The sequence below is a fragment of the Nocardioides alkalitolerans DSM 16699 genome (genome assembly GCF_000426525.1).
Taxonomy (GTDB): Bacteria; Actinomycetota; Actinomycetes; order Propionibacteriales; family Nocardioidaceae; genus Nocardioides; species Nocardioides alkalitolerans.
On the sequence record NZ_AUFN01000010.1, the window covers coordinates 309601 to 332837 of the forward strand.

Genomic DNA, 23237 nt, shown 5'->3' on the forward strand with positions numbered 1-23237 from the left:
CGGTGGGTAAGGAGCGAGCGCAGCGAGCGTCTCGAAGCCACGCGCGCCCCCGGGGCATGACGGCACACCCCAACGACGATGGGTGTCGTTGAGGTGTGCGGTCAGGCGGGTACGACGCGCGGTGGGTCAGGCGGCGCGGTCAGGCTGGCGGTCTCGCGGGAGCTGGATCGTGCCGTGCGGGTCGACCAGGTACTGCTGGTCGTGGGGCTGGTCCAGACGAACGACCCGTCGGGCAGGCGGCGGTAGCGCCACCGTCTCTCGGGTCCTGCGCCGCTCATCGACGGGTGCGTCTTGACCCGGTGATGTCGCCGGCAGAGTGGGGCGAGGTTGGCGGTGGATGTCTGGCCCGGTGGCCCGCCGTCCTCTGCTCGGACGTACTCGTCGACGTGGTCGAGGTCGCAACCCCGTGCCGGCCTCATGCAGTGCGGGAAGACACAGGTGAGCCTCGTGAGGCGGACGCGTTCAGCGATCCGGTCGGGAATCTCGTACGCGTCGACCGCGACCTGGTCACGCAGGTCGATGACCGGCTTCACCACCACCTGGGTCGAGGTGGCGCGGCACCACTCCCGGACCTGCTCGGCGAGCACGAAGCTCCTGGTCTTCTCGACCCGGGCCAGGTCGACGCCACCGCAGACGTTCGGGTCCAGGTCGGTCAGCGCAGCCTCGGCGAGGTGCACGTTGAGCACGACCTGGCGCGCCTTCGACCGCGTCGCGGCCGGCGCGGCCGCGTCGTCGTCGGCGGCGCAGCCGCTGAGGTCCAGCGTCGTCTGGCGCCGGGCGATCTCCCCGACTGCGGATGACCGTCGTGCGTCGAGGGAGTTCAGCGACCCCGCGATCGCGAGGTCGGCGGCGACCCGGGATACGGCGCTCTCCAGGTCGAGGGCATCGGCGAGGTCGAGGGTGCCGGACACCGCCACTACGCCGCGGGCGGGGTCGATCTGGCCCTGGAGGTCGATGTCGAAGCGCCGCGTAGCGTCGGAGTCGGCGCGGTCGAGCTCGGCCTTCTCGGGGTCGAAGCGGGCGATGGCTTCGGCGACCAGCTTCTGCGCGGTCACTAGGCCGGTCTTGTGCGCGACCGGGGCGAGGTGGCGGTCGACGAACGCCGCGCCCTCGACCGTGAGCTGGGTGGTCTCCTGCGCGATCTTCCGAGCCCGCCACACCGGCAGTACGCCAGCGGTCACCCGGTTCCAGAGCCGCGGGAGGCGGTGGCGCAGCTCGACCGCGTCACCGACCAGCCGGCGACCGGAGTCGGTCGACAGACCGAGGGCGGCGGCGATCTCCACGACGCAGAACTCTGACACCAGCGGCGCGCCCGGCCCGCCGAGCTCCCCGAACACGTCCGCGCCCGGGAGCAGGTGCGCGTCGCCACGGAGCAGCCCGAACGGGCCGTACTGGTCGGCCACAACACCGCCCTCGGAGTGCGCGTCGGCCCAGTCGGTGACGGCGACGAGGACCTCGACCTCCGCTGTCCGCTGACGGGCCAGCGCCGCCCGGGCACCGTCGAGCAGCACAGCCGGGAAGGCGGTGCGCTCGGAGGTGACGGTGGGCTGGCTCATGCCTTGATTCTATTCGATCACCCGTTCGAACACTAGGGCTAGGAAGTGATCTGTGGAGAACTGTTTGACCAGGTCAAGCGGCCCTTAGCTGCCGAGAGGGGCACGTGGTTTCGAGACGGGCCCAGCGGCCCTCCTCAACCACCGCGGGCGTGGTTTCGAGACGCTCGCTGGCGCTCGCTCCTCAACCACCGAGGGACGCTCGCCCCTCAACCACCGAGAGACGCTCACTCCTCAACCACCGGAGCCGCCCTCGCTCCTCAACCACCGCGACAACCGACGAGCAGAGCGCCCTATCCCGCGCCCCAGCGCCGCGTGCGCGACAGCAGCGCGGCGGTGGCGACGACGCCGGCGGTCGACGTGCGCAGCACCTCGTCGCCCAGCCGCACCGTCACCGCACCCACGGCCTCGAACGCGGCGAGCTCCTCGTCGGTGAGGCCGCCCTCCGGCCCGACGACCAGCGCAACGCGGAACGAAGGGGCGTCCGGGAGGGGCACGGAGACCAGCGGCGTCGTCGCGGCCTCGTGGAGCACGAGCACGACGTCGTACGACGCGAGCAGCTCGGCGACCGCGGCGGTGGGAGCCAGCTCGTCGACGTCGGGGAACCAGGAGCGGCGCGCCTGCTTGGCGGCCTCCCGGGCCGTGGAGCGCCACTTGGCGAGCGACTTCGTGGCCCGCTCGCCGCGCCAGACGGCGACGCTGCGGGCGGCCGCCCAGGGCACGATGCGATCGACGCCGACCTCGGTGAGCACCTCGACGGCGAGCTCGCCCCGGTCGCCCTTCGGCAGGGCCTGCACGACGGTGACCGCCGGCGCGGGCCGCTCGTCGTCGTCGACGGCCACCACCTCGACGGTCAGCGAGCGCTTGCCGGTGGCGGCCACGGGGCCGGTCACCGACCGGCCGCGGCCGTCGACGAGGCGCACCTGCTCCCCCACCGCGAGCCGTCGTACGGCCACGGCGTGGTGGGCCTCGTCGCCCTCGAGCACGACGGTCCCGCCGACCGCGGCGCTCGTCAGGTCAGGGCAGTGGTGGACGGGCAGCGACATGACGGCTCAGTGGTTGAACTTGTCGCGCAGACGACCCAGCACCGACTTGTGCTGCGCCTGCACCGACCCGTCGGCGGCCTGCTGCTCGCCCCGCAGCTCGGCCAGCTCGCGCAGCAGCGCCTCCTGGCGGGCGTCGAGCTTGCCGGGCGTCTCCACGACGACCGTGACGACGAGGTCGCCGCGGGCCGTGTTGCGCAGCCCGGGGACGCCACGGCCCCGCAGCACCTGCTCGGTGCCCGACTGGCTCCCGGCCTTGATGGAGAGCACGACCTCGGTCTCCATGCCCGACTCGGTCTCGGCGCCGTCCTCGACGAGGTCGGCCTCGAGGAGCGGCAGCGTGATGCTCGCGCCCAGCGCGGCCGCGGTCATCGGCACGGTGACGGTGCAGTGCAGGTCGTTGCCCTGACGGATGAAGAAGTCGTGCTCGGCGACGCGGATCTCGACGTACAGGTCACCGGCCGGGCCGCCGCCGGGACCCACCTCGCCCTGCTCGGTCAGCTGGACCCGCGTGCCGTTGTCGACGCCGCCCGGGATCTTCACGGTGAGCGTGCGGCGCGAGCGCACCCGGCCGTCGCCCGAGCAGGTGCGGCACGGGTCGGGGATGACGGTGCCGAACCCGCGACAGGCGGCGCAGGGGCGCAGCGTGCGGATCTCGCCGAGGAACGAGCGCTGCACGTGGGCGACCTCGCCCGCGCCGCGGCACTGGGTGCAGGTGGTGGGCTCGCTGCCCGGTGCGGCACCGTCGCCGTCGCAGGTCTCGCAGACGACCGCGGTGTCGACCTTCAGCTCGCGCGTGACCCCGAAGGCCGCCTCGGCCAGGTCGATGTCGAGCCGGATGAGCGCGTCCTGGCCCCGGCGCACGCGCGGTCGCGGACCGCGTCCCCCGCCGGCGGCCGCACCGCCGCCCGGGGCGTTGCCGCCGAAGAACGCGTCCATGATGTCGGTGAAGGAGAACCCGGCGCCGGCACCGGCACCGAACCCGCCCTGACCGAAGGCGTCGCCGCCGCGGTCGTACGCCGCCCGCTTCTGCGGGTCGGACAGCACCTCGTAGGCCCGGCTGACCTCCTTGAACCGCTCCTGGGTCTCGGGGTCCGGGTTCACGTCCGGGTGCAGCTGACGGGCGAGCCGGCGGTACGCCTTCTTGATGGCGTCGCCGTCGGCGTCGCGGCTCACGCCGAGCATCTCGTAGAGGTCCTGGCTCACGTCTGTCCTATCCGTCCTACGTCCGTCTGATGTCTACCGGCGACGCGCTTGCCCGCGCCGCCCTCGTGCGCACCCGTCGGGGTGCGAGGTCTCGTACGTCGTGCCCGACCGCCGGCCGGGCTCCGTGGGTTCAGGCGTTCTCGTCCAGGATCCGCGACATGTAGCGCGCGACCGCACGGACCGCCGCCATCGTGCCCGGGTAGTCCATGCGCGTCGGGCCCACGATGCCGAGCGCGGCGAGCGCCTCGCTCGTGGGGCCGTAGCCCGTCGTCACGACGCTCGTGCCCGCCAGCTCCTGCAGCGGCCCCTCGGCCCCGATGCGCACGGTGACCGCGCCCCCGGTGCTGGCCTCGCCGAGCAGCTTGAGCAGCACCACCTGCTCCTCGAGCGCCTCGAGCATCGGCCGCATCACGATGTCGAAGCCGTCGCCGAAGCGTGCGAGGTTGGCCGTGCCGCCCACGACGACCCGCTGGTCGGAGGAGTGGTCGGCGAGGGCGTCGACCAGCACGCTGACGACCTCGTCGGTCGCGACGTCCGGCGGCGGCGTGCCGAGGTCGTGGGTCGGCGCGAGTCCGCCGGAGGCCTCGGGCACGTCCGGGCGCAGGCCCGCCAGCGCGTCGGCAGCCGCGGCGAGCCGCTGGCCGACCACGGCCCGGTTGACGCGGGAACGCAGGTCGGCGACCTGGTCGTCGGAGAGCGGACGGGCGAGCTCGACGAGGCGCTGCTCGACCCGGCCGCTGGAGAGGATGAGCACGACGAGCAGCCGGCTGGGCGTCAGCGCCACGACCTCGACGTGGCGCACCGTGCTCTGGCTCAGCGTCGGGTACTGCACCACCGCCACCTGGCGGGTGAGCTGGGCCAGCAGGCGCACGCTGCGTCGTACGACGTCGTCGAGGTCGGCGGCGCCCTCCAGGAAGGTGGAGATCGCCCGTCGCTCGGCCGCGGAGAGCGGCTTGACGGTGGTGAGGCGGTCGACGAAGAGCCGGTAGCCCTTGTCGGTGGGGATGCGGCCGGCACTGGTGTGCGGCTGCTGGATGAGGCCCTCCTCCTCGAGGACGGCCATGTCGTTGCGCACGGTGGCGGGCGAGACCCCGAGGCCGTGCCGGTCGACGAGCGCCTTGGAGCCGACGGGCTCCTCGGTCGACACGTAGTCCTCCACGATGGCCCGCAGCACGGCGAGCCGACGGTCTTCGACCATGACCTGCTCCTCCCACGCGGCGACGCTGGCACTCCACCAGCACGAGTGCCAAGCCTACTCCCGGGTCAACGAAGGACGTCGACCGGCGCGCACCGGCACCAGGGACCCTCCCGACCCGTGGACGACTTCCGACTTTCCTCTTGACGTCGACCGAAACGGCAGTAGGTTAGGCTTGCCTAATCAATCCTGGAGGTCCACTCGTGCTCCCCATGCTCGCCTCGGCCCAGCCCGACGAACTCGCGGCCCGTGCTCGCAGCGCCCTCTCCTGCCCCGCCGCGGCCAGCATGGTCATCAAGGGCACGGAGCACCTCTTCGGGGGCGACGACCTCGGGCTCCAGGACCGCGGCGGCGTGCCGACCCTCGTCTGCCGCGCCGGCTCCGTCGTCGAGACGGCCGCCGGCGCCCGCCAGAAGGCGCTCCTGCGTGTCATCTCCGGCGTGGTCGAGGAGGACGGCACGACCGAGTCCGTCGTGCTGGCCGGCAAGCTCGCCACCCCCGAGGCGTGCTGCGACTCCTCCATGCGCGCGGTCGCGATCGAGCCGACCATCATCATGCTGATCCGCACCCACGCCGACGGCAGCAGCCGCCAGTACCGGGTGCCGCTGGCCCTCTTCCGCAGCCCCGCGCACGCCCTCAACCGCGGCTACCTGCGCCGCTGCCTCGACCACGTCAACGAGTGCCACGGCGCCGAGCTGCGCCAGGCCGTGTCGCTGTGCACCGGCACGCCGGCGCCGTACCTGGCCGGGGCCGCGCTCGCCGGTCTCTCGCCGACCGGGGTCGACGTGCACTGGGTCGACGCCGACGGCGCCCACTCCCGCAACGTCGTGTTCCCCGCTCCGGCCTCCTCCCCCGACGAGCTGGCCGACGCGCTCCGCACCCACCTGCACGCCGGCCTCTGCTGACCCGACCGACCCGCGGGGGCGCCGACCCGGCCTAGAGTCGCCGGGGTGAGCACCCCTGGAACGAGCGATCCCGAGGCCTTCGTCGAGGTGGCCGACCGCGTCTGGGTGGCCCGTCACGCCTGGTACGACGTCAACGTCACCGTGATCGGCGGCGCCGCGGGCCTCGTCGTGGTCGACACGCTGGCCTCGGAGGCTGCCGCGTCCCCGATGCGGGACCGCGTCCGGCGCCTCGTCTCCCCCACCACCCCCGTCGTCGCGGTGGTGAACACGCACGAGCACCACGACCACGTGCTCGGCAACGCCGTCTTCACCGACGCCTGGCCCGACCTCGTCGTGCACGCGCACGAGGAGGCCGCCGACCGCATCCCGACGGTGGTGCCGGCCTCCGTCGCCGCCCGCGTCGCGGCGGGCGAGCCCCGTGCCGCCGAGATGGCGGCGAGCCGGGTCGTCGTACCCACGCAGACCCTCTCGTCGGTGGGTGCCCTCGACCTCGGCGACCGGTACGTGGAACTGGTGCACCCCGGCCGGGCCCACACGGCCGGCGACCTCTGCCTCCGCGTGCCCGACGCCGACCTGCTCGTCGCGGGCGACGTCGTCGAGGCGGCCGACGACCCGGCGCTGGCCGTGCCGGCGTACGGCGACGACTCCTGGCCGCTGGACTGGCCGGCCGCCCTCGACCTCGTCGTCGGGGTGACGACGCCGGCGAGCGTCGTCGTGCCGGGGCACGGGCCCGTGGTCGACCGCGCGTTCGTCGAGGCCCAGCGGGAGGGCGTGGCCACCGTGGCCTCGACCATCGCCGACCTCGCCGGGCGCGGCGTACGCCCCGGGGACGCCCTGGGCGCGTCGACCTGGCCGTGGCCGGTCGACCGGCTCACCGAGGCCGTGCGCCGCGGCTTCGCCCAGCTGCCGCCCGGGGCCCGACGCCTGCCGATGGCCTGACCCGCACGCGGTGGCCCACCGGCGTCCGGGGCGTGGACGGCGAGCCTGAGCGGCACTGTCGGCGGCCACCCCTAGCGTGGACCGCGTGAGCGACCGATACGGATCCGACGTGCTGTCCGGCGACTGGCGCGCGCCGAAGAACGGCCGTGCCGTGGAGCACCCGGCCGACCACGGCCTGGTGGTCGAGGAGGTCATGACCGACTGGTGCGGCGAGATCGTCGCCGTCGACCGCGACCTCGACACCCTGACGCTGGAGGACAGGCGCGGCAAGCGCCGCACGTTCCCGCTCGGCCCCGGCTTCCTGCTCGAGGGCAAGCCGGTCATCCTCACGGCTCCCGTGCGCCAGAAGGCCCCGGCGAAGCCCACCCGCACGGCCTCGGGCTCGGTGGCCGTCGCGAACGCCCCCGCGCGCGTCGCGCGGGCGAGCCGCATCTTCGTCGAGGGCCGTCACGACGCCGAGCTCGTCGAGAAGGTGTGGGGCGACGACCTGCGCATCGAGGGCGTCGTCGTCGAGTTCCTCGGCGGCGTCGACGACCTCGCCGACCACCTGCGCGACTTCAAGCCCGGGCCGCAGCGCCGCGTCGGCGTGCTCGTCGACCACCTGGTCGCGGGCTCGAAGGAGAGCCGCATCGCCCAGGGCATCGCGCGCTCCCCCGTCGGCAAGCACGTGCTCATCGTCGGCCACCCGTTCATCGACGTCTGGCAGGCCGTGAAGCCCGACCGTCTCGGTCTCAGCACCTGGCCGACCATCCCCCGCAGCATCGAGTGGAAGCACGGCGTCTGCCAGCACCTGGGCTGGCCCCACCGCAACCAGGCCGACATCGCGCGCGCCTGGCAGCAGATCCTCGCGCGGGTCGGCTCGTACGCTGATCTCGAACCCGCGCTGCTCGGCCGCGTGGAGGAACTGATCGACTTCGTCACCGAGCCGGCTGCCTGAGCCGGCCGTCCGCCAGGAGGAACCGATGAGCACGTACGGCGACCAGCCCGGCCCGTCCGACGGCCCCGACAAGCCCACGTCCCCCTACGGACAGCCCGGGGGCGCGCCGTACGGCCAGCAGCCCGGCTGGGGGCAGGGCGGCGGCACGCCGTACCAGGAGGGCACCACGCAGCCCTACGGTCCCGGCTACGGCCAGCCCCCGGCGTACGGGCAGCAGGGCTACGGGCAGCCGGGGTACGGCGGTCCGGGCCAGCCCAGCTCCGACGACAAGCTGTGGGGCGTCGTCGCCCACCTCGGGGCGCTCGTCACGGCCTGGTTCGCCTTCGGCTTCATCGCGCCGCTGATCGTGCTGCTGGTGCGGGGCAACTCCCCGTTCGCACGGCGGCACGCGGCCGAGTCGCTGAACTTCCAGCTGTCGATGCTGATCTACAGCATCGTCGCGGTGATCGTCGGCGGGGTGCTCACGATCGTCACGTTCGGCCTGGGGCTGCTCGTGATCATCCCCGTCTACCTGGTGGTCCTGCTGGGGGTGCTGGTCGTCGTGCTGGTGGCCGCGGTCAAGGCCGGCAACGGCGAGGACTACCGCTACCCGCTGACGATCCGCCTCATCAAGTAGGAACCGGCCGGCGGGCTCAGCCGAGCAGGTCGCGCACGACCCCGTCGGCGAGCAGCCGGCCGGGGCGCGTGAGCACGATGCGACCGTCCGCCACCGGCGCCGGCTCCACGAGACCGCGCGCGACGAGGTCGGGCACCGCCGCCAGGCCGTCGGCGTCGAGCGCGTCGGTGCCCAGCCCCTCCCGCAGGCGGGTCTCGAGCAGCACGCGCTCCACGCGCCGCACCTCGTCGTCGAGCACCTCGCGCTCGTGGCCGGGCGAGACCCCGGCGGCCATGCGTTGCGCGTAGGCCGTGGGGTGGCGCACGTTCCACCACCGCACCCCGCCGACGTGCGAGTGCGCGCCCGGACCGACGCCCCACCAGTCGTCGCTGCGCCAGTAGGCGAGGTTGTGGCGGCAGGCGCTCTCGGGGCGCCGCGCCCAGTTCGACACCTCGTACCAGCCGAGACCGGCGGCGGCGAGCGCGTCGTCGGTCATCGCGTACTTGTCGGCGAGGTCGTCCTCGTCGGGGGCGGCCACCTCGCCGCGCCGCACCTGCCGCGCCATGGCGGTGCCGTCCTCGACGATGAGCGAGTACGCCGACACGTGGTCGGGGGCGCAGGCCAGCGCGGCGTCGAGGGTCGTCCGCCAGTCGTCGGCGCTCTCGCCCGCGGTGCCGTAGATGAGGTCGAGGCTGATCTCCTCGAACCCGGCGGCGCGGGCGTCGGCGACCACGCCGGGCACGCGCTCCGGGTCGTGGGTGCGGTCGAGCACCTTCAGCACGTGCGGCACCGCCGACTGCATACCGAACGAGATCCGGGTGAAGCCGCCGGCACGGAGCACGTCGAGGTCCTCGCGGCTCACCGAGTCGGGGTTGGCCTCCGTCGTGACCTCCGCGCCCGGGGCCAGGCCGAACGCGTCGGAGATCGCCCCCAGGATGCGGGTCAGGTCCTGCGGCGGGAGGAGCGTCGGGGTGCCGCCGCCGAAGAAGACGGTCTCGACCGGCCGACCGACGTCGCCCAGCACCCGGCGGGCCTGGTGCACCTCGGCGACGGCCGCGTCGGCGTACGTCGTGCGCGAGGCCCCGGCGGGCGCCTCGGGACCCCCGAGCTCGGTGGCCGTGTAGGTGTTGAAGTCGCAGTAGCCGCAGCGCACCCGGCAGAACGGCACGTGCACGTAGAACCCGAGGGGCCGGGTGCCGAGCGTGCGGAGCGCCTGCTCCGGCAGGGCTCCGTCGCTGGGGACCGGGTCACCGGGCGGAGGGGCGGAGGGCACCGGTGCAGTGTTCCACCCGCACCCTCACACGGGCACGTTCAGGGTGGCGGTGTAGCCCTCGGCCACGGAGCCCGACATGGTCGCCATCTGCAGCGAGTAGCCGTCGGAGAAGACGTTGTCGCTCTCCAGGCTGACCTGGGCGATGTTCGTGATCGACTGCTCGTAGCCCTCGGCACCCTCGTAGACCGCCATGGCGACCTCCTCCGGGATGGCGAGCTGCGTCGTACGCATCTTGTTGGACGCGTTCGTCGCCTCGTCGAGGCTCGGGTAGACCTCGAAGTGGATGTGGGGCCAGCGACCCGAGTACGTCGCGGGGAAGATGCTCGTGAACGACACGGAGCCGTCGGACGCCGTCTCCTGCACGCCGCGGAGGTAGTTCTCGTCGGTGATGCCGTCGGAGTAGAGCGAGTAGTTGCCGTCGCGGTCGCAGTGCCAGAGGTAGATCGCGGCGCCGGCCAGCGGGGTCACCTCGGTGCCGGTGAGGTCGTAGAGCTTCAGGTCGATCGTGAGGGGCACCCCCTCCGCGACGCCGCTGGCGGACCCGAAGCTCGTCGTGATGTCGCTGCGCACGATGCCCGACTCGGTGAGCACGTTGACGCCGTTGGAACCGTCGCCGGGGTACGGGCCGGCGGTCTCCTCGGGGATCTCGCCCTCGGCCACCTCGACGCCGCTGCCCGTGTCGGCCGGCGGCGCTCCACCACCGCCGGGTCCGCCCATGCCTCCGGCGCCGGCAGCCGACCCGGTGGCCGACGACGACGCCGTGCCCGAGGCCGTGCCGCTGGAGTCGGTGCCGCACGCGACGAGGGCGGCGGCGCCGAGGCCGCCGAAGAGACCGAGCACGCCGCGCCGGGCCATCGTGCGCCCGTGGTGGCCGCTGCGGACGATGCCGGCCAGGTCGTGCTCGAGCCCCTCGCGGTGCTCGTCGTGGTCGTGGCTGTGCTGGATCTCGGGCACGGGTTGCTCCTGGACGCTCGATGGGTGCCGGCGGACCTCCCGCCGACACCCATCTGAGCCTCGCACCCTGTGCGGTTCCTGTGCGGCGACTGTCGTCCTCGCACGAACCGCTCCACCGGACGTCAGCCGGCGTACAGCTCCTCGATCACGCGCTGGTTGTTCGCCTCGACGACGTTGCGCTTGACCTTCATCGACGGCGTCAGCTCGCCCGACTCGACCGTGAGGTCGTCGCCGAGGATGACGTGCTTCTTAATGGTCTCCCACCGGTTGAGGCGGGCGTTGAGCGTGTCGACGTACCCGGCGACCAGCTTCCGCATCGCCTCGGAGCGGACGACGTCGCCGTACGACGCGCCCTCCATGCCGTTGTGGGCGGCCCAGTCGGCGACCTGGTCGGGGTCGAGCGTGATCAGCGCGACGCAGAAGTTGCGGTCGTTGCCGACCACCAGGAACTGGCTGGCGTACGGGCAGATCGCCTTGAACTGCGACTCGATCGCCGACGGCGCGATGTACTTGCCGCCCGACGTCTTGAAGAGGTCCTTCTTGCGGTCGGTGATGCGCAGGAAGCCGTCGCTGTCGAGCTCGCCGATGTCACCGGTGCGGAGCCAGCCGTCGTCGGTGAGCGCCTCCGCGGTCTTCTCCGGGAGGTTGTGGTAGCCGTCCATGACGCCCGGGCCCTTGATGAGCACCTCGCCGTCCTCGGCGATCTTCACCTCGCTGCCCGGAAGGACCGGGCCGACGGTGCCGAACTTGTTCTGCTCCGGGTGGTTGACGAAGGAGCCGGCGGCCGACTCCGTCAGCCCGTAGCCCTCGAGCACCAGGATGCCCGCGGCGTTGAACCACTCCGCGACCTCGCGGTTGAGGGCCGCGGCGCCCGAGATGAAGAACCGCACCCGGCCACCGAAGCGGTCGCGCACCTTCGAGAAGACGAGCTTGTCGAAGAGGCCGTGCTGCAGCTTCATGCCGACCGGGATCGACTTGCCCTCGCGCTTGCGGCGGTCGACCTCGAGGCCGACGGCGAACGCCTTCTTGAACAGCTTCTCCTTCGCGCCGCCCTCGTTGGCCTGCATCGTCACGATGCGGCTGTAGGCCTTCTCGAAGATGCGGGGCGCGGCACCCATGAAGGTGGGCTTCACGACGGAGAGGTTGTCGATGATCTTGTCGACACGACCGTCGACCGCGGTGGCGAAGCCGATGCCGAGCTGCACGCTCAGCAGCACCTTGCCGAACGAGTGCGCCATCGGGAGCCAGAGGAACTGCAGGTCCTCCTCCGAGAGGATGCCCTGGGCCTTGATGGCCTCGCCCTCGTAGACCCAGGCGCGGTGGCGCAGGCGCACGCCCTTGGGGCGGCCGGTGGTGCCGGAGGTGTAGATCAGCGTGGCGAGGGCCTCGGGCTCGATGGCCTCGGAGGTGGTGCGCACGATCTCGGGCTGCTCGGCCAGGAGGGCCTCGCCGAGCTTCGCGAGGTCGTCGAGACCGATGATCCAGTCGCCGTCGGTGGTGCCGGCGAAGGTGACGACCTTCTCGACCTTCGGCAGCTCGCTGCGGTGCTCGACGAGCTTCGCGATCTGCTCGTCGTCCTCCGCGAACACGACGCGGCACTCGGAGTCGCTGAGGATGTAGGCCGTGTCGGGGCCGTTGGTGCTCGGGTAGACCGTCGTCGTGGCGCCGCCGGCGGCCATGACGGCGAGGTCGGCGACGATCCACTCGTAGCGGGTGGAGGAGGCGATGCCGACGCGGTGCTCGCCCTCGATGCCGAGCGAGAGCAGACCGGCCGCGAGCCGGGTGACCCGGTCACCGACGGCCTTCCACGTCACCGACTGCCACCCGTCGCCCTGCGGGAAGCGGTAGGCCTCGCGGTCCCCCGACTTCTCCACCCGGTCGAAGAACAGCACCGCGACGTTGCGGGGCATGTGCTCGAGGAACGACGCGTCATGGTTGACGGGCATGCGACTACCTGCTTTCTCGCCGCGATCCACGTCGCGACGACCCTCGGGACTTGAGGACAAAACCTAGAGGAGCGGGCTACCGATCGGTAGAGAATCGCGGCCACTGGTGTCGCCCAGACCACATCCGGGCCTCCTGACCCGACGTTTCGTGGGGTCTACTCCCCATGGGACGACCCACGACCCAGGAAGTCTCCGCCGACGGCGACCTTGACGCCGTACGAGCCCGGGCGAAGTGTGGACGGACGCCGCCCGGTCGGACATCGGGGTCCGCCAGGGGTCGGCGCGACCCCAGGAGCCTCCGTGCTACCGAGGGCGCGGCGGCGGTTTATCCGCTCGAGCGGATAAACCGCCGCTTTGCGACCGACATTCAGGGCGCTGAGCACCAGGAACGTGCACAGAGTCCGCCCCGATCCACCACTCCCCGAACTTTCTACTTGCACAAGCGGAAAGCGAGTCGTACGGTTTCCACCATGGAAAGCAATGACGAGCAGTTCTCGGACCTGCCGGTCACGCCGTCCGGCGCCACCCACCGCACGCCCGCCGCCGACCCCCTGACGCAGGCCGGTCCCGGGACGCCGACCGATCCCCGCCAGCAGCTCCGTGAGCTCGAGCGCGCCGAGGCGGCGCCGTACGTCGACTACCCGCCCACCCCGTGGTGGAACTACCCTGCGGTCGGCTTCTGGACGGCCGCGTACGCCGGCACCTTCGCCTGGTGGACCCTGGCCGACGGCAACCCGATCGTCGTGTGCGCGGTGATGATCGGCCTCAGCGCGCTCGTGGGCGCCTACATGGGGTGGTACCAGCGCTACCACGGCGCGCCGCCGTCACTGCGGGGCCGCAAGCCGCGGGAGATCCGCCGCGCCTACGCCCAGTACTTCGTGGGCGTCCTCGTGCTCGTCGGCCTGATCGTGCTGGCCGGCTGGCTCCTCGGGGCCGTGGCCGCGACCGTCACCGCGTTCCTCGGCGCCATGGGCGGGTTCTGGATCTACGAACGGGCCTACGCCCGGGCCGCCGCCGCGACGAAGGCGCGGCTCGCGTGAGCCTGGCCGACCTCGACCCGGTCATCCACGCCCCGAAGCGGCTCGCCGCGATGGCCGTGCTGACCGGGTCGGACACGGTGTCCTTCCAGTTCCTCAAGGAGCACCTCGCCCTCGCCGACTCCGACCTCTCCAAGCAGATGTCGGCCCTCGAGGCCGCGGGCTACGTGGCCAGCAGCAAGTCCGGTCGCGGGCGCGGCAGCAGCACGACGTACCGGCTGACCCGCGCCGGCCGCAAGGCCTACCGCACCCACCGCGACGCCCTGCGCGCGCTGCTCGGCGACGACTGACGGCCCTACTCCTGGACCGCCTTGGCGATCGTGATGCAGCGGGTGACGTGCTCGCGTTCCTCCGCGTCCAGCGCCCGGGAGCCGCGGCGGGCGTCCTCGACCGACCAGTGGGCGTTGAGCACGCTGCGCACCACCACCCAGGCGCGGGCGCGGTCCTCGTCGAGACCGGCACCGTCGACCAGGGCGAAGAACCGCTGGCGGACCCCCTCGCGCACCGAGCCGTGGCCGTAGAGCTCGTCCCAGCGGTTGCGAAGCATCGGCTCGAGCTCGTAGGCGCGCTCCCCCGCCTTCGGCTGCGGGTCGATCACCAGCCACGGCTCGCGGTCCGCCGCCAGCACGTTCTCGTAGTGGAGGTCGTGGTGCACGAGCACGTCGCGCTCCGACCGGGGCGCGGTGAGGTCCCGGGCCAGTGCCACCGTCTGGTCGACGAGCCGCCGCGGGATCGGAAGATCGTGACCGGACGCCACCATCGCGGCGACCCACTCCTCGACGTACGACGCCACGGTGCGCAGCTGCGGCGGTGCGGGCACGTCGAGGGCGCCGTACAGGCCGGCGACGACCTCGCAGGCGTCGAGGTCCCACAGCGTGGTGAGGTCGGTGGCCTCGAGCCGCTCCAGCAGCAGGGAGCGTCGCCGCGGGTCGGCCCGCAGCAGGCGTACGGCGCCGCGGCCGCCCCAGTGCTGGAGGGCCAGCGCCTCGTGCTCGGTCTCGTCGGTGCCGTCGTACGCGATCTTCAGCATCGCCGGCCCGGCGTCCTCGGCGACGACGGGGAGCACCAGCGAGCCGGCGCCGTGCTGCGACGGGCCGACGACCCGCAGCGACCACTCCTCCAGCAGCCCGGTCGCCCGTGCGGGGAGCGCGTCGAGCCAGGCTCCCCACCCCGCGCCCAGCCGCCGCTGCGCCTCGAGCTCGACCGGCACCTCGATGCGCGGTGGTCCGGGGGTGCTCACGGGCGGGTCACCGCCGACTCAGAGGTCGGCCGGGTCGGAGTTGCCGCCGCACACGACGACGGCGACCCGCTCGTCCGGTGCGGGCACGTAGGCGCCGGAGAGCAGCGCCGCCATCGCGGCGGCCCCGCCCGGCTCGGCGAGCAGACGCGTCTCGCGCCACAGCCAGCGTCGGGCCTCGACGACGTCGGCCCCGTCGACGAGCACCGAGGTGGCGTCGCGCAGCGCGGCGAAGCCGATGGCCCCGATGCGGGAGGCCCCGAGGGAGTCGGCGGCCACGCCCGAGGGCGCGACGTCGACGGGAGCACCGGCGGCGAGCGCCTCGTGCAGGGTCGGGCAGCCGGTCGGCTCGACGGCGACCACCCGGGTGGACGTGCCGGCGAACCAGGCGGCCACCCCGCCCGCGAGACCGCCGCCGCCGACCGCGACGACGACCGTGTCGAGGTCCGGCAGGTCCTGCTCCAGCTCGACCGCGAGCGTGCCCTGGCCCGTGACGGTGCCGGGGGCGTCGTACGCGTGCAGCGCCAGGCTGCCGGGAGCGCCGGCCACGTCGAGGCTCGCGGCGTACGCCTCGGCGAACGTGGCGCCGACGAGGTGCACCTGAGCGCCCAGGGCGCGGAGCCCGTCGACCTTCACGACCGGCGCGGAGACGGGCACGAAGATCTCCGCGGGGATGCCGAGGCTGCGACCCACGTGCGCGACCGCGAGCCCGTGGTTGCCGCCCGACGCGGCGACGAGCCGCTCGGGGCGGGCGGGCGCGGCGAGCACCGTGGTGAACGCACCCCGCGGCTTGAACGACCCCGCGTGCTGCAGGAGCTCGAGCTTGAGGTGGGTGCGCGACCCGGCGCCGTACCCGATCTCGACGACCGGGGTACGGCGCACGTGGGGCGCGATCGCGACGGCCGCGCGGGCGATGTCGTCGCGCGACGGCACCGCGGTCACTTCTTGGGCTTCTCCGCCGTCGGGGAGTTCGAGAGCGCGGCGATGAAGGCCTCCTGGGGCACCTCGACCCGGCCGACCATCTTCATGCGCTTCTTGCCCTCCTTCTGCTTCTCGAGCAGCTTGCGCTTGCGGCTGATGTCGCCGCCGTAGCACTTGGCGAGAACGTCCTTGCGGATGGCGCGGATGTTCTCGCGGGCGATCACGCGCGCCCCGATGGCCGCCTGGATCGGGACCTCGAACTGCTGGCGCGGGATGAGGTCCTTCAGCTTGCCGGCGAGCATCACGCCGTACCCGTAGGACGCGTCCTTGTGGACGATCGCGCTGAACGCGTCGACCGGCTCACCCTGGAGCAGGATGTCGACCTTCACGAGGTCGGCCGCCTGGTCGCCGGTGAACTCGTAGTCGAGCGAGGCGTAGCCCTTGGTGCGCGACTTCAGCTGGTCGAAGAAGTCGAAGACGATCTCCGCCATCGGGAGCGTGTAGCGCATCTCGACACGGTCCTCGGAGAGGTAGTCCATGCCGCCGAGCGTGCCGCGCTTGGCCTGGCACAGCTCCATGATCGTGCCGATGTAGTCGGACGGGCTGAGGATCGTCGCCTTCACGACCGGCTCGCGCACCTCGGCGATCTTGCCGTCGGGGTACTCGCTCGGGTTGGTGACGGTGAAGACCTTGCCGTCCTCCATCTCGACCTCGTAGACCACGTTCGGCGCGGTGGAGATGAGGTCGAGGTTGAACTCGCGCTCGAGGCGGTCGCGGGTGATCTCCATGTGGAGGAGGCCGAGGAAACCGCAGCGGAAGCCGAAGCCGAGCGCGCCCGAGGTCTCCGGCTCGTAGGCCAGGGCGGCGTCGTTGAGCTGCAGCTTGTCGAGCGCGTCGCGCAGCGTGGGGTAGTCGTCGCCGTCGATCGGGTAGAGCCCCGCGAACACCATCGGGTTCGGGTGGTCGTAGCCGCCGAGGGCCTCGGTCGCCCCGCCGTGCTGGCTGGTGACCGTGTCGCCGACGCGGGACTGCCGCACGTCCTTCACGCCCGTGATGAGGTAGCCGACCTCGCCGACGCCGATCTCGCCGGACTTCACCGGCTCCGGGCTGATCACGCCCACCTCGAGCATCTCGTGGACGGCGCCCGTCGACATCATCTTGATGCGGTCGCGGTGCTTGAGCGAGCCGTCGACCACGCGCACGTAGGTGACCACGCCGCGGTAGGTGTCGTAGACGGAGTCGAAGATCAGCGCGCGCGGCGGGGCGTCGGGATCGCCGACCGGCGCGGGCGTCTTCGCGACGATCTCGTTGAGCACGGCCTCGACGCCGACGCCGGTCTTGGCGCTGATGCGCAGCACCTCGTCGGGCTCGCAGCCGACGAGACCGGCGAGCTCCGCGGCGTACTTCTCCGGCTGGGCGTTCGGGAGGTCGATCTTGTTGAGCACCGGGACGATGTCGAGGTCGGCGGCCATCGCGAGGTAGAGGTTCGCGAGCGTCTGCGCCTCGATGCCCTGGGCGGCGTCGACGAGCAGGATCGCGGCCTCGCAGGCCTCGAGCGAGCGGGAGACCTCGTAGGTGAAGTCGACGTGGCCCGGGGTGTCGATCATGTTAAGCACGTAGGTGCCCGGCGCGGCGCCGGCCTCGTTGCCCGCCTCGACCGTCCACGGCATGCGCACGGCCTGCGACTTGATGGTGATGCCGCGCTCGCGCTCGATGTCCATGCGGTCGAGGTACTGCGCCCGCGCGGCGCGCGCGTCGACGACGCCCGTCAGCTGCAGCATGCGGTCGGCCAGCGTCGACTTGCCGTGGTCGATGTGGGCGATGATGCAGAAGTTGCGGACGATCGAGGCGTCGGTGCGCCCCGGCTGGGGGATCTCGGCAGCGGGAGTGGCAGGCACGGGTTCTCGGATCGTCTCTCTCGCGGGGGTCGGTGCGCGTGTCGAGCACGGGGCAGGACACTTCCGACGATTGTCCCATCCACGTGGCGAGGCCCGAAATGACGGCCCGCACGGAGGCCGCGGCACTCGGGCAGGATGGGCGCCGTGACCGAAGCCTTCACGCTCTCCCCCGTGCCGTACGGCGCGACGGCCCGCCGTCTCACCTGGCCCCACCTGCCGCGCGCCGTGCGGGCCCGGGTCGAGCAGCGCTGCGGCAGCCCGGTGGTCGACGCGGCCTCCCAGGGGGCGGGCTTCACCCCCGGCTTCGCGTCGGTGCTCACCTGCGCCGACGGGTCGCGCCACTTCGTCAAGGCGGCGGCGGTGAAGGCGCAGCGGGCGTTCGCCGAGGCCTACCGCGTGGAGGCGCGCAACCTGGCCGCCCTGCCACCGGGCGTGCCGGCTGCCGCGCTGCGCTGGACCGACGAGGTCGACGACTGGGTCGTGCTCGGCATCGAGCACGTCGAGGGCCGCACCGCGGAGCGCCCCTGGACGCCCGACGACCTCGAGGCGGTGCTCGACGCCGTCGAGGTCGCGACCGGGCTGCTCACGCCGGCACCGGCCGCGATGCGACTGGCGACGTTCGAGCGGGAGTTCGCCGACTGGCCCGCGGAGTGGGCCCGGGTTCCGGGGCTCGCCCACCTCGCCGACCTCGACCACGTGCTCCCCCACGTCGAGGAGGCGGCCGCCCTCGCTGCCCGCTTCGCCGAGGTGTGCGGCGGCACCAGCCTCGTGCACACCGACCTCCGCGACGACAACGTGCTCGTGCTCGCCGACGGCACCGCCCGGATCGTCGACTGGAACTGGCCCGTCGCGGGTGCACCGTGGATCGACACGGTCCTCCTGCTCATCGGCCCGTACGGCGACGGCATCGACGCCGACGCCGTGCTGGCGCGCCGCGCGCTGACCCGCGACGTACCCGCCGAGGCGGTCGACATCGTGCTGGCGCTCGTGGCCGGCTACTTCCTCACGATCCGGCACGCGCCGGTGCCGCCGACGTCGCCCTGGCTGCGGCAGCACCAGGCCTGGTTCGCGGAGGCCACGTGGTCGTGGCTGGCCGCGCGCCGCGGGTGGTCGTGACCCGTCCACCTGATTTGGGCGGCTCCGCGCCCGACTGGTAGCGTCACTCCTCGCGTGTCTGGCTGCTGCCTGCCCGTACGGCGGCGCCGCACCACCTCAACGAGTACGACGGAACACCCACGAGCATCGAAGGCAGATACCCCATGGCGAACATCAAGTCCCAGATCAAGCGCAACCGCCAGAACGAGGCGGCCCACGAGCGCAACAAGTCCGTGAAGACGGGCCTCAAGAACGCCATCCGCAAGTTCCGCGAGGCCGCGGAGTCCGGCGACAAGGACCAGGCCGTCGTGCTCGGCCGCGAGGCCTCGAAGAAGCTCGACAAGGCCGCCTCCAAGGGCGTCATCCACCCGAACCAGGCCGCGAACCGCAAGTCCTCCATCGCGAAGCGCGCCGCTGCTCTCTGATCCACCCGGCTCGCACGCGAGCTCGTCGCACGCGAGCTGCGACCGTCGTACTCAGGGCGTCGACTCCTCCGGGAGTCGGCGCCCTTCGACGTTCCCGGGGGTGGTGGTACGGCGTGCGTGGGCCGCGTGGGGGTACGGGCCCGGGAGCCCGGACGTCATCCGAGGCGGGGCCCCGGCGCCACGATCCGGATGACGTCCCGGTCGGCGGCGGTCGGCGGCTCGAGGGCTCGATCGGGGGCTGGCGTAGTCCGTGACGATCTGCCGGGCGACACGCCGTGGGGCGGCAGCAGATCGTCACGGACTACCTCTTCCAGCGGGCCCCGGCGCCACGATCCGGATGACGTCCCGATCGGTGGCGGTCGGCGGCGGTCGGCGGCGGTCGGCGGCGGTCGGCGGCGGTCGGCGGCGGTCGGCGGCGGTCGGCGGCGATCGGCGGCGGTCGGCGGCGGTCGGCGGCGGTCGGCGGCGGTCGGCGGCGATCGGCGGCGATCGGCGGCGATCGGCGGCGATCGGCCCAGGCGGCGAGGGGCGGAGACCGGTCAGCGGGTGCGGAGCTCGGTGACGGTCAGAACGAGGCGCTCGAGGGTGTACGCCGGGTCGCTGCCGGCGCCCTTGATGTCGGCGTCGGCGGTGGCGACGGCCCGGATCGCGCCGGCGAGGCCGGTCGAGTCCCAGCCGCGGACCTGGTCGCGGAGCGTGCGGATCTTCCACGGCGGGACGCCCACCTCGCGGGCGAGGTCGGCCTCGCGCATGCCGCGGGGGGCGCCGCTGAAGCGGGCCAGTCCGCGGGCGCCGGCGGCGAAGGCCGAGGTGACGAGCACCGGTGCGGTGCCGGTGTCCATCGCCCAGCGCAGCTCCTCCAGGGCCTTGGCCCGGCGACCGGCGAACGCGTGGTCGGCCACGGCGAACGAGGTGGCCTCGGCCCGACCGCCGAAGTAGCGGCCCACCTTCTCGACGCTGATGCGCTCGCCCGCGAAGTCGCTGGCGAGCTGGCGAGCGGCGGCCGAGAGCGACCGGAGGTCGCCGCCCACGGCCTGGACGAGGGCCTCGGCGGCCTCCTCGTCGATGCCCGCCCCGGCGGCGCGCGCCTCGCCGGCCACGAAGCGCGGCAACTCGCTCGCGCGCAGCTCGGTGGACTTCACCTCGGTGACCGTGGCGATCTTGCGCAGCTTGTTCAGCGTGCCGCTGCCCTTGGGTCCGCCGCCGTGCACGAGCACGATCGCGACGTCGTCGGCCGGGTCGGCGGCGTAGGTCAGCAGGCCCGCGGCGGACTCCTCCGGCAGGTTCTCCAGGGCCCGCACGACGACGCAGCGCGTGGTCGAGAACAGCGACGGCGCCGCGAGCTCGCCCAGGACCGCCATTGTCAGCTCGGAGGCCGTCGCCTCGGAGATCTCCGCCTCGGCGTCGTGCTCGCGGACGGCGGCCCGGACGGCCACCACCGTGCGTTCGTTGAGGAACTCCTCCTTGCCCGTCACCAGCGTGATGCGGCCGAGGACGTCGGCCGGGGACGGGCCGCGGGAGGCGGAGGAACGCGAGCTGGCAGCCATGGTGGCGACAGCCTGCCACAGGGCACCGACACCGATCGTGCCCACCTCGGGCGTCGGGTCGAGGACCCGGGACGGGTCAGTCGCGCCGTACGGCGGTGCCCACCCGACCGTCGCGCTCCGTGACCGCGACGTCGCCCGAGAGGTCCGTGCGCAGCACCCGCACCCCGGTCCGCTCGAGGGGGACCACCGTGTCCGGCGCCGGGTGGCCGTACGTGTTGTCGGCGCCCACCGACACCAGCGCCACCTCGGCGGTGACGCCGAGCAGGAGGTCGAGGTCCTGGTGCCGGCTGCCGTGGTGGGGCACCTTGAGCACGTCGACGTCGAGGGTGCGCCCGGCCGCCGCGAGCTCGCGGACGAGACCGCGCTGGGCGGGTGGCTCGACGTCGCCGGTGAGCAGCACCGAGACGTCCCGCACCTGGGCCAGCACGACGAGGCTCGCGTCGTTCGGACCGCTCCCCTCCCCGTCGCGACCACCCTCGCCCGAGGAGCCGGAGGTCCCGGCGTACGCGCCCGGCAGCGGCCACAGCACCTCGAGCACGACGTCGCCCACCTGGCGCCTGCTCCCGTACGCCGGCACCGTCGCCGTGGCGCCGGCAGCCGCGGCGGCCCGGGCGACGTCCTCGGCCGCCGACGCGGGCTCGGCCAGGGGACTGACGTCGATCGCGTCGACGGTGCGGCCGTCGAGGACACCGTCGAGACCGCCCACGTGGTCGTCGTGGAAGTGGGTGAGGACCACGAGCGGCACCTGGGTGACCCCGAGGTCGTCGAGGCAGCGGTCGACCGGCTCCGGGTCGACGCCCACGTCGACCACCACGGCCGACCCCGGACCGGCCCGGAGCACCAGGGCGTCCCCCTGCCCGACGTCGCACGCGACGACCGCCCAGTCGGCGGGCGGCCACCCCGGCGTGGGCGGGCGCACCACGACCGCCAGCCCGGCGACGAGGCAGAGCACCACGACCGCGGCCCGGCTCCGCAGCACGCGTGGTGCCAGCGGCACCGCGGCGAGGCACACCAGAGCGAGCACCGCGACCGCCAGCGCGGACGTGCCCCACCCCACCGAGGCGACCGGGAGGGCCGCACCCCAGCGGGCCACCGCGATGATCCACGCGACGCACCAGGAGGCGAGGGTGCCGGGCACGCGGCTGAGGTCGGTCCACACCACGCCCACCAGTCCCCCGGCCAGCCCGAGGACCGTGGCCGGACCCACCACGGGCGCCACCGCCATGTTGGCGACGACGGCGACGATGCTGACCTCCCCCGACAAGCCCGCCACCAGCGGCGTGCAGGCCAGCTGGGCGGCCGCCGGCACGGCGATCGCCTCGGCCAGCCACCGCGGCATCCAGGTGGCGAGGGCGTCGCGCCATCCCGGCGCGAGGAAGAGGATGCCCGCGGTCGCGAGCACCGAGAGCGCGAACCCCGCGGTGAGCGCCAGCCACGGCTGCAGGAGCAGCAGCACCACCACGGCGGCCCCCAGGCCCCGGGTGCCCCGCTCACGGCCGTTGCGCCCCATCCCGATCAACCCGATCGTGCCCATCGCGGCCGCGCGCACGACGCTCGGCTCGGTGCGCGCCAGCAGCACGAACCCCACGATCCCCAGCGCCGCCACCACGTGGAGGCCACGGCCGCGCACGCCCACCCAGCGCGCGATCACCAGCAGGAAGCCGACGATGAGCGTGAGGTTCGTGCCCGACACGGCGAGCAGGTGGGTGAGCCCGGTCGTGGCGAAGTCGGCGGCGAGGTCGGGGTCGAGGCCGGCGTCGTCGCCGACCACGAGCGACGGCACGAGCACCGCCTGGTCCTCGGGGCGGTGGTCGACGCTGGCCCGTAGCGCCGCCCGCACGGTCGCCGCTGCGGTCCACCAGCCGTCCGGCTCCTCCAGCACCTCCGGGGCGCCCCGCACCCGGAGCATCCCCGCCAGGTCTCCCCCGTCGGCGGGCGCGAGCCGCCCCGCCACCGCCAGCCGGCTCCCGAGCTCGACGGACGCCCACCCGGGCTCGGCGACGACCAGCACGGGGCTGGCCACGTCGTACGTGCGCCCGCGGCCCGTCACCTGCTCGAGCCGCCCGCGCAGGACGACGTAGTCGCCGAACTGCCCCTGCCGCAGCCTGGGGTCGGCCGTGACCACCAGCTCGCCCCGCACCCCCGCCTGCTCGGCCGCCAGGTCGCTCACCGGGCCCGTGCCGACGCCGGTCCGGTGCAGGGAGGCGACCGTCGCCGTCGCGACGGCGAGCAGCAGCACGGCGGCCGTCGTACGGCGCACGACGTGGCGGCGGTCGCCGGCCTCCGACGTACGTCGCGACCCGCGGTGGGCGTGCACCCGCAGGCCGACGCCGACCGCCGCCCCGACCGCACCACCGACCGCCACGAGCACCAGGGGCGCGAGCGTCAGACCGGCCAGCGCACCGAGCCACGCGGCGGCCGCGAGCAGCGGCACCCGGAGGTCCGGCACCCGCGCCGGGGCGTCGACCTCCCCCACGGGCCCCGTCGGCCCCACGGGGGCGCCCACCCGCCGGTCCAGCCTGGAGGCCACC

General features: G+C 73.5%; 20 protein-coding genes. 8 read left to right on the top strand and 12 right to left on the bottom strand.

Annotated features, from left to right (window positions below; all coding sequences use genetic code 11):
• Positions 1-101: 101 nt before the first annotated feature.
• The 4 genes from K329_RS0102185 to hrcA form a co-directional block, all read right to left on the bottom strand.
• A complete protein-coding gene (locus K329_RS0102185) occupies positions 102-1556 on the bottom strand; it encodes an HNH endonuclease signature motif containing protein (RefSeq protein ID WP_028471773.1) in 1455 nt (484 codons plus the stop codon).
• A gap of 290 nt (positions 1557-1846) precedes the next feature.
• The gene (locus K329_RS0102190) at positions 1847-2599 is read right to left on the bottom strand and encodes a 16S rRNA (uracil(1498)-N(3))-methyltransferase (RefSeq protein WP_028471774.1); all 753 of its coding nucleotides are present in this window, start codon (positions 2597-2599) and stop codon (positions 1847-1849) included.
• 6 nt (positions 2600-2605) lie between these two features.
• A complete protein-coding gene (gene dnaJ / locus K329_RS0102195) occupies positions 2606-3802 on the bottom strand; it encodes a molecular chaperone DnaJ (RefSeq protein ID WP_028471775.1) in 1197 nt (398 codons plus the stop codon).
• A gap of 130 nt (positions 3803-3932) precedes the next feature.
• A complete protein-coding gene (hrcA, locus tag K329_RS0102200; protein ID WP_028471776.1) occupies positions 3933-5000 on the bottom strand; it encodes a heat-inducible transcriptional repressor HrcA in 1068 nt (355 codons plus the stop codon).
• A gap of 200 nt (positions 5001-5200) precedes the next feature.
• Here hrcA and K329_RS0102205 point away from each other — a divergent pair, with 200 nt between their 5' ends.
• The 4 genes from K329_RS0102205 to K329_RS30115 all read left to right on the top strand — a co-directional run bounded on the left by K329_RS0102205 (position 5201) and on the right by K329_RS30115 (position 8394).
• On the top strand, positions 5201-5902 hold the full coding sequence (locus K329_RS0102205) for a hypothetical protein (protein ID WP_028471777.1): 702 nt from the start codon (positions 5201-5203) through the stop codon (positions 5900-5902).
• A 45-nt stretch (positions 5903-5947) separates the two neighbouring features.
• Complete coding sequence (locus K329_RS0102210) at positions 5948-6841, top strand: MBL fold metallo-hydrolase (RefSeq protein WP_028471778.1); 894 nt, start codon at positions 5948-5950, stop codon at positions 6839-6841.
• An 85-nt stretch (positions 6842-6926) separates the two neighbouring features.
• Complete coding sequence (locus tag K329_RS0102215) at positions 6927-7778, top strand: DUF3097 domain-containing protein (RefSeq protein WP_028471779.1); 852 nt, start codon at positions 6927-6929, stop codon at positions 7776-7778.
• Positions 7779-7803: 25 nt separating this feature from the next.
• Positions 7804-8394, top strand: a complete 591-nt coding sequence (locus K329_RS30115) for a DUF4870 domain-containing protein (RefSeq protein ID WP_084540925.1) — start codon at positions 7804-7806, stop codon at positions 8392-8394.
• Positions 8395-8410: 16 nt separating this feature from the next.
• On the opposite strand, the gene hemW is transcribed toward K329_RS30115, so the two are convergent.
• From hemW to K329_RS0102235, 3 genes are all read right to left on the bottom strand, one after another.
• The gene (gene hemW / locus K329_RS0102225; protein WP_028471781.1) at positions 8411-9646 is read right to left on the bottom strand and encodes a radical SAM family heme chaperone HemW; all 1236 of its coding nucleotides are present in this window, start codon (positions 9644-9646) and stop codon (positions 8411-8413) included.
• Between the two features lie 24 nt (positions 9647-9670).
• Positions 9671-10600 carry a dioxygenase family protein gene (locus K329_RS24050; RefSeq protein ID WP_043641897.1) on the bottom strand — a complete coding sequence of 310 codons (930 nt, stop codon included), beginning with the start codon at positions 10598-10600 and terminating at the stop codon, positions 9671-9673.
• A gap of 122 nt (positions 10601-10722) precedes the next feature.
• Positions 10723-12546: an AMP-dependent synthetase/ligase gene (locus K329_RS0102235; RefSeq protein WP_028471782.1), complete on the bottom strand. Its 1824-nt coding sequence runs from the start codon at positions 12544-12546 to the stop codon at positions 10723-10725.
• 470 nt (positions 12547-13016) lie between these two features.
• Between K329_RS0102235 and K329_RS0102240 the strand changes: the two genes are divergently transcribed.
• Positions 13017-13586 carry a hypothetical protein gene (locus K329_RS0102240; RefSeq protein WP_052336264.1) on the top strand — a complete coding sequence of 190 codons (570 nt, stop codon included), beginning with the start codon at positions 13017-13019 and terminating at the stop codon, positions 13584-13586.
• Positions 13583-13873 (top strand): transcriptional regulator, encoded by a 291-nt coding sequence (locus tag K329_RS0102245; protein ID WP_028471784.1) that lies wholly within the window; start codon positions 13583-13585, stop codon positions 13871-13873. Before K329_RS0102240 ends, K329_RS0102245 begins: the two co-directional genes overlap by 4 nt.
• A gap of 5 nt (positions 13874-13878) precedes the next feature.
• On the opposite strand, the gene K329_RS0102250 is transcribed toward K329_RS0102245, so the two are convergent.
• Genes K329_RS0102250 through lepA form a run of 3 tightly spaced genes read right to left on the bottom strand, consistent with a single transcriptional unit; the run spans position 13879 to position 17639 of the window.
• Positions 13879-14823, bottom strand: a complete 945-nt coding sequence (locus K329_RS0102250) for an aminoglycoside phosphotransferase family protein (protein ID WP_043641899.1) — start codon at positions 14821-14823, stop codon at positions 13879-13881.
• Positions 14824-14841: 18 nt separating this feature from the next.
• Complete coding sequence (locus tag K329_RS0102255; RefSeq protein WP_245596412.1) at positions 14842-15762, bottom strand: serine/threonine dehydratase; 921 nt, start codon at positions 15760-15762, stop codon at positions 14842-14844.
• Positions 15759-17639 (bottom strand): translation elongation factor 4, encoded by a 1881-nt coding sequence (gene lepA / locus K329_RS0102260; protein ID WP_028471787.1) that lies wholly within the window; start codon positions 17637-17639, stop codon positions 15759-15761. The genes K329_RS0102255 and lepA overlap by 4 nt, the downstream gene beginning before the upstream one ends.
• 144 nt (positions 17640-17783) lie before the next feature.
• Here lepA and K329_RS0102265 point away from each other — a divergent pair, with 144 nt between their 5' ends.
• Together K329_RS0102265 and rpsT are read left to right on the top strand one after the other, a co-directional pair.
• Entirely contained in the window at positions 17784-18755 is a 972-nt protein-coding gene (locus K329_RS0102265) for a phosphotransferase family protein (protein ID WP_245596413.1), read from the top strand.
• Positions 18756-18898: 143 nt separating this feature from the next.
• A complete protein-coding gene (gene rpsT / locus K329_RS0102270) occupies positions 18899-19159 on the top strand; it encodes a 30S ribosomal protein S20 (protein ID WP_028471789.1) in 261 nt (86 codons plus the stop codon).
• 539 nt (positions 19160-19698) lie between these two features.
• On the opposite strand, the gene holA is transcribed toward rpsT, so the two are convergent.
• Together holA and K329_RS31860 are read right to left on the bottom strand one after the other, a co-directional pair.
• Complete coding sequence (gene holA, locus K329_RS0102275; RefSeq protein WP_028471790.1) at positions 19699-20706, bottom strand: DNA polymerase III subunit delta; 1008 nt, start codon at positions 20704-20706, stop codon at positions 19699-19701.
• A gap of 76 nt (positions 20707-20782) precedes the next feature.
• Positions 20783-23236 carry a ComEC/Rec2 family competence protein gene (locus K329_RS31860; protein WP_281169785.1) on the bottom strand — a complete coding sequence of 818 codons (2454 nt, stop codon included), beginning with the start codon at positions 23234-23236 and terminating at the stop codon, positions 20783-20785.
• Position 23237 lies beyond the last annotated feature (1 nt).